Here is a 6,035-nt window from a genome sequence, read left to right on the forward strand (position 1 = left end):
AGCGTCCGGCACATATCATCGGGAACTTGAGCGTCATTTGTCGCGCCGGGGACTGGCCTTCGCGAAGGTCGATCCCCGACAGGCACGACGGTTCGCGGAAGCGATCGGGCGTGTTGCCAAGACAGACCGACTCGACGCCGAGATGCTGGCTAGGATGGGGGCTACCCTGCAGCTCGAACCGACGGTGGCGCAGCCTGAAGTCGTTGCAGATCTACGCGATTTACTGGTGTTCCGCCGAGGCCTGATCAAGGATCGCACCGCCGCGAGAACGCGGCTCAAGATGGCAAGGCAAGTGGTCCTGAGCCGTTTTCTCACGCAACGGCTGGCACAGGTCGAGCGGCAGATCGCGCGTATAGATGCGACGATGCAGGCGCTCATCGCCTCTGACACCGGGCTGATGGAACGACTGAGCATCTTGGTCAGCATCCCCGCTCACGACTGCAGCGACACGTCCAGTCCAGCAAAATATTTCCTCATCTATCTCCGTCGTTCACAGATATTCTGTGATCCGATCTGGAGCTCGACTTCAGAACCGAGATAGTTCAATTACGAATGCTTCGAGCCTTTACGCACTGGGTTCAGCCCGGTTTTTTGTAAGAAAATTCCGGATCACCAGAGTGCAAACCCTCGATCTTTCAGCAGTATTTCCTACGCGATTTGGTCAGCAAGCCCGCATCGCAACGTTTGACCGATTGGTCGATGTCCATACTTCGGGCTTCCCAAGAGTGGGCTTCAAGCAGGCCATGTCCAGGCTCTCCATCAGCGAGGTGGTAAGTCTGCTGACGTGACCCCCGTCACCCAGGCCCTGGTGCCGCCGATATTCTCCCGATCAAGTGCCCGCGTCGGGTGGGGGAAGCCGCTCCACCGAGGGGTACTGCGCCGGTTGGATGCTATGCTGTCAAACTATTCCGTCTTACGCCGCTGAGCTTGCCGAACCCGCGCATATTGCTCGAGCATACCCATATTAGTAAGGGCTGGGACATCCCCATCCTGCCCCAAAAATGGACCTAAATACAGTTAGGTAGAGATTCGAACCTGCGCCCTCCAATAGCCGCATTAACTCAGTGCTCGATAACCAATATTTGGCCCAAACCGGCCATTAGGACTCGCGCACCAGCTCCAAGCACACCTGGTGTCTCCTATTCCCCCCAGCCCGTGACGTCATGGCCCCCATAGACCATCTTTCGGATCACCGGTGAGGCCAGCGACGAGGTGAAGCCATCGGCCGGCTTGCTGACTTCGTTCAGCCTATTCATCTGGTCGTCGTTCAGGCGGATGCTCGCCGCCGCGATGTTACTGGCTAGCTGCGCCGCCGTGCGCGCACCGACGATGGTTGAGGTCACACCGGGCCGGGCCATCGTCCAGGCAAGCGCAGCCTGCGCCGGGTCGCACGCCAGTTCGGCAGCGACGTCGCGGAGGGCGTCGAGAACAAGCCAGTTTCGATCCGTGAACTTGCTGTCGCCGAACGGGTTCGCGCCACTCAGCCGTCCAGTGTCGGCGGTATCGTCCCGCTTGTATTTGCCCGTCAGAAACCCGCCGGCGAGCGGGCTCCAGGGCATCACGCCCATGCCTGCCTCGCGCGCTGCGGAGAAATGCTCGGCCTCAACGCCCCGCGCGACCAGCGAGTATTCCACCTGCATCGCGATCGGACCCGGTATCCGGCGCTCGGACGCGATCGTCGCGGCCTTCATCGCCACCCAGGCGGGCGTGTCTGAGAAGGCATAGTGGCGGATCTTCCCGGCGCGCACCAGATCGCCCAGGGTCTGCACGATCTCTTCGACAGGGGTGACGCCATCCCAGATGTGCATCCAGTAGAGGTCGATATGGTCGGTTCCGAGCCGTTTGAGCGACGCGTCCAGCGCGCGGTGGATGTTCTTTGCCCCGGCCCCGCCAGCATGGGGATTGCCCCCGCCGCCCGCGGTCCCAGTCAGAGGGCTGCTCGACCCATTGAAGCCGAACTTGGTTGCCAGCACGATGTCGTCGCGGGATTTGGTCTCGCGGATGAACTTGCCGACCAATTCTTCGCTGACGCCGCCGGAATAGATGTCTGCTGTATCCACGAAGTTGCCGCCTGCATCCCTGTAGGCATTGAAGATTCCGCGCGACGCCGCTTCGTCCGCGCCCCAGTCGCCGGGGCCGAAGGTCATCGTGCCGAGGCAAAGAGGGCTGACGACAAGACCGGACCGCCCGAGGGCGCGGAAATTCGTGAGGGACATGAACGGCTCCTTGTTTCATATTGATCGTTACGAAACGTAGTGAACCCCTTGAGCCGTCGCGTCAACTGCTTTAATAGTGATCGTTATGGAAAACGCCCCCGCATCGCGCCGCAAGACCGGCCGCCCCCTGTCCTTCGATCGTGAGGCCGCACTGGAAAAGGCAATGCTCGCGTTCTGGGAAAGCGGTTACGAGACGACCTCGATCAGCGATCTGACCGCTGCGATGGGGGTGACGGCCCCCAGCATCTACGCGGCATTTGGCGACAAGAAGCGATTGTTCCTCGAAGCGATGCGGCGCTACGCGGGCGATATGGACGATCTCGAGCGCGCGTTCTCCCGCGCACCGACGGCGCAGGATGCCGTTACCGGCATGATCGAAAACGCGGCGAAGCTTTACACGGGCGACGTGACCCCGAAGGGATGCCTGCTCGCCAGTGCCGCGGCCACGGGATCGAAGGACGCCGCCGATGTGCGGGAAGCGGCGGCGAAGGAAAGGCGGGGTATCCGCGCGATCATCATCAGACGTATCGAACGAGATATCGAGGGGGGGCTCCTGCCGCCGGACACGAAACCCCGTGTCCTCGCCGACTTGGCGCTTGCGGTGACACAGGGCATGTCTGTCTTGGCCCGCGACGGTGCGGATCGGGATACACTGCTGGCGGTAGCAAAAGCATCAATGGCGGGCTGGCCAAGCCCAATTGTCGGGGGAAACGTGGCCTCTTAGCGCCTTTATGACGTAGCCACCCTTTGCGTAGTTGCATCCGTCGGTTCTGCGCCTGGTCGTCCGGCGCAAGCGGCCCGCGTTGGCGAACGGAGGCCGTGGCGCCAATTCCATGAAGCGGCCTTCCAATACGGCGTGCAGCATCGTCCCCCCCTCCTGAGAGATCCCCGGTGTCGACGAGGCTGACGTTTTCAATCGGTGTGCCGATCGCGGTCCCGGAAGCATCGCCATTAGGGCGTAGCGATCAAGTTTTCCGGACGATCGGCAATTGACGGCGGCAATTCGGTAGTAAATAACCGAATGGTAGGAAATAAACCGGTTGGACTGATGCCGCGCCCACGCAAGCACGATCAGAACGGAATACTCGACGCGGTTGAGCGCGTCGTCGCACGAGACGGCGTGCTGACGGTGGACGCCGTCGCGAAGGAGGCCGGCGTCTCCAAGGCGACCGTTCTCTACGAGCATTCCACCAAGCGGGATCTCGTCGCGGCTCTGGTCGAACGCACGATCGCCGCAGACAACGCCTTCAACGCGGCTTGCCGCGCGCCCTTCGAAGGCGCGCCGGACGCGCCGCTGATGGGCCGGATCGAGGCGGCGCGGCGCAATCCGCCGTGTCCTGAGTCGAATGCCGCGGTGCTGAGCCTGGTCGCCGCCCTGATGCAGGACGGCGATCTTCGCGACTTCTTTCGCGAGAATCAAAACGCCCTGGGCAGGGAGCTACTGGGCGCCGCCAGCCGTCCCCGGGCCGCCCGGCTGGCTTGGTTGGCACTGGAGGGGCTGAAGTTTCAGGAACATCTTCAGTTCCACCATTGGGATCCAGCCGACCGCGCCGCGATACTTTCCGATATCGAGACGCTCGCACGCGACGGCAGCCTGGACGAGGAAGCGGCCGATGTCTGAGGCTTGCATCTTCGTCACCGGCGCGGCGGGCTATGTCGGCCGCAATCTCTTGCGCCATTTCTCGGCTCGAGGCAGCCGCACCACGGGCCTCGTCCGCAATATCGAGGCGGCGGAGCGGGTGAGGGGTTGGGGTGGACAGGCCGTCCTTGGCGACATCATGAAGACCGATCTCGCGCCACTGATGGCTGGGTCGGACGTGCTGATCCATGCGGCGGCGAGCACCGATCACGGGATCGGGTCCGACGCGTATCGCCTCAATGCAGAGGGAACGCGCTGCGTCCTAGAGGCCGCGCGTCAGGCTGGAGTCGGTCGTATAATCCTCATCAGCACAGATTCCGTTTTGCAAAGCGGCCGCCCGCTCCGCAACGTCGACGAGACCGCGCCCTATCCGCGCCGTCCTGCGGGGGCCTACGGTGCGGGCAAGGCCGAGGCTGAGCGGATCGCGCGCCGCGCCGCCGCCGAAGGTCAGCACATCGTGATCCTGCGACCGCGCATGGTCTGGGGTCGGGATGACACGACCGCCCTGCCGGTCCTGCTTTCCGCCGCCCGCAGCGGCCAGCTTGCCTGGATCTCTGGCGGCACGTATCTCAGTTCTACCCTACACGTCGCCAACCTCTGCCACGCCGTCGACCTCGCCCTAGAGCGGGGACAAAGCGGTGAAATCTATCACCTTTCCGATGGCCCGGCGCGCCCGTTCCGAGAGACGGTTACGTGCCTGCTTGAGAGCCAGGGCGTCGCCCCGCCGACGAAGACGGTGCCGCGGGGGATTCTGATGTCCGTCGCGCGGGCCGGCGAAGCGGCCTACCGCCTAAGCGGCGGTCGTTTGCGGGGCCCGTTAAGTATGCAGGACTTCTCGACAAGCGGAGTCGAGATAACGCTCGATACCGGCAAGGCCGAGTGCGAGCTAGGCTACGCCCCGGTCATGAGCTGGGAGCGGGGGCTGGAAGAGCTGCGCGCAGTGAGGGGCAACTAGGCAATGGCAGCGCGATGTGATGGCGACTGTTGCCGTGCTGGCGAGACCTTCGTCATCCCGAGCGCGTACCGAGCCGAATGATTTGGGGCACCGCGCAGCCGTGGGGGCCTACCGGCCGACATAGGAGGCCAGTTCCTCGGGCGTGCCTTCGGGGAATGCGCGCTTCCGCGTCCCGAGAAATGCCGCGACCCGGGCGCTGAGCAACCTGCGGGACGGGTAGAGCGCCCAGAGGCCGATCTCAGGCGCATCGACGTCGCCGAAGGAAACCCGCCTGCCGTCGGCGATGTCGCGGTCCCCGCTCCTCACGCCTTCATACATCCGTTCCGCCGTGTTCGAAAAAAAGGGCGCCGACGCGCCGCGCCGTGGACAATTCTTGCGTTCGCAGACCGACCTGCATGATTTCTGTGGATTTTAGGCCGGATTGCTGCGGGCACCGGCGGCGCCAGACATGCGTGATCTTTCCAATCGGCGGTTCTCCCAAGGAAGCCGATAAGTCCAGCTTCTGCCGGAAGGTGACGCATGGATGTGAAGCACCCGTGTTTCGCACTACGAGGCCGATTCCTTAATTCAGCTAGGTTCCAGTGTAATATCAGGGCCTTGCGAGAATCCTGGCTGGGGTGGTAGGATCCGAACATGCGATCAAACGCATAGCCGTGAAGACTCACTGCCCAGGCGAGCATTCCGCACAGGAAAAGGCAATAACACCGCGGTGCGGCGCGGGAGCCCGAAGCCTGATGCGCCCCGAGGCTGGTCTCAGCGCCACCCAGGGCCCGGTCGCTCGGATCAGGAATGGTGCGGGCGCCATCTGCATCCGACAGGGATTACTGCATGAGCCGAAAAGCGAAAGCAGTCCCGCGTCGGTGAAGGAGCTGTGAGACGGCGATGACCCGAATGGGCGCAACGATCGAACAGATCTGGATCGGAAAAACCAGTAAGGTGCTGTGAGCAGATTAGCTCGCTGCAGAGATTTGGACCCGATCCGCAGATCACCATCCCGGCCCGCGGCCTGAAAGTGCCGCAACTCGTGGCCTGACAGAAGACTGCACTCGATCACCCGCCAGCACGGTCAGAACCCTCTTGCACTACGGGCGGCAACCATGGTCTGCCCCCTGAAAAGTGGTCCTCCCTGAAGTATGGCTTACGGGCCAGTTGGAGGATGCAAGAATGCCCCAGAAGAGACACAAGCCGGAAGAGATCGTCGCGAAGCTTCGGCAGGTCGACGTGC

General features: G+C 62.9%; 6 protein-coding genes. 4 read left to right on the forward strand and 2 right to left on the reverse strand.

Going from position 1 to position 6,035, the window contains the following annotated elements:
* On the forward strand, positions 1 to 541 hold a 541-nt coding region (locus tag PAA8504_RS21480; protein ID WP_146190563.1), incomplete at its 5' end, for an IS110 family transposase.
* A gap of 598 nt (positions 542 to 1,139) precedes the next feature.
* On the opposite strand, the gene PAA8504_RS21485 is transcribed toward PAA8504_RS21480, so the two are convergent.
* Entirely contained in the window at positions 1,140 to 2,216 is a 1,077-nt protein-coding gene (locus PAA8504_RS21485; protein ID WP_108896168.1) for an aldo/keto reductase, read from the reverse strand.
* An 85-nt stretch (positions 2,217 to 2,301) separates the two neighbouring features.
* Here PAA8504_RS21485 and PAA8504_RS21490 point away from each other — a divergent pair, with 85 nt between their 5' ends.
* The 3 genes from PAA8504_RS21490 (at position 2,302) to PAA8504_RS21500 (ending at position 4,810) form a co-directional block, all read left to right on the forward strand.
* On the forward strand, positions 2,302 to 2,940 hold the full coding sequence (locus PAA8504_RS21490; protein WP_108896169.1) for a TetR/AcrR family transcriptional regulator: 639 nt from the start codon (positions 2,302 to 2,304) through the stop codon (positions 2,938 to 2,940).
* Positions 2,941 to 3,264: 324 nt separating this feature from the next.
* The gene (locus tag PAA8504_RS21495) at positions 3,265 to 3,837 is read left to right on the forward strand and encodes a TetR/AcrR family transcriptional regulator (RefSeq protein ID WP_108896170.1); all 573 of its coding nucleotides are present in this window, start codon (positions 3,265 to 3,267) and stop codon (positions 3,835 to 3,837) included.
* Positions 3,830 to 4,810, forward strand: a complete 981-nt coding sequence (locus PAA8504_RS21500) for an NAD-dependent epimerase/dehydratase family protein (RefSeq protein ID WP_108896171.1) — start codon at positions 3,830 to 3,832, stop codon at positions 4,808 to 4,810. Before PAA8504_RS21495 ends, PAA8504_RS21500 begins: the two co-directional genes overlap by 8 nt.
* Positions 4,811 to 4,918: 108 nt before the next feature.
* Here the strand turns inward: PAA8504_RS21500 and PAA8504_RS21505 are convergent, their stop codons facing one another.
* Positions 4,919 to 5,116, reverse strand: a complete 198-nt coding sequence (locus tag PAA8504_RS21505) for a hypothetical protein (RefSeq protein ID WP_219928978.1) — start codon at positions 5,114 to 5,116, stop codon at positions 4,919 to 4,921.
* Positions 5,117 to 6,035 lie beyond the last annotated feature (919 nt).

The organism is Palleronia abyssalis, assembly GCF_900302445.1.
Lineage (GTDB): Bacteria > Pseudomonadota > Alphaproteobacteria > Rhodobacterales > Rhodobacteraceae > Palleronia > Palleronia abyssalis.

Bases quoted from the DNA above. Each gene is read 5' to 3' on its own strand.
- PAA8504_RS21485 (WP_108896168.1), bottom strand. From the start codon at position 2,216: ATGTCCCTCACGAATTTCCGCGCCCTCGGGCGGTCCGGTCTTGTCGTC.
- PAA8504_RS21490 (WP_108896169.1), top strand. From the start codon at position 2,302: ATGGAAAACGCCCCCGCATCGCGCCGCAAGACCGGCCGCCCCCTGTCC.
- PAA8504_RS21495 (WP_108896170.1), top strand. From the start codon at position 3,265: ATGCCGCGCCCACGCAAGCACGATCAGAACGGAATACTCGACGCGGTT.
- PAA8504_RS21500 (WP_108896171.1), top strand. From the start codon at position 3,830: ATGTCTGAGGCTTGCATCTTCGTCACCGGCGCGGCGGGCTATGTCGGC.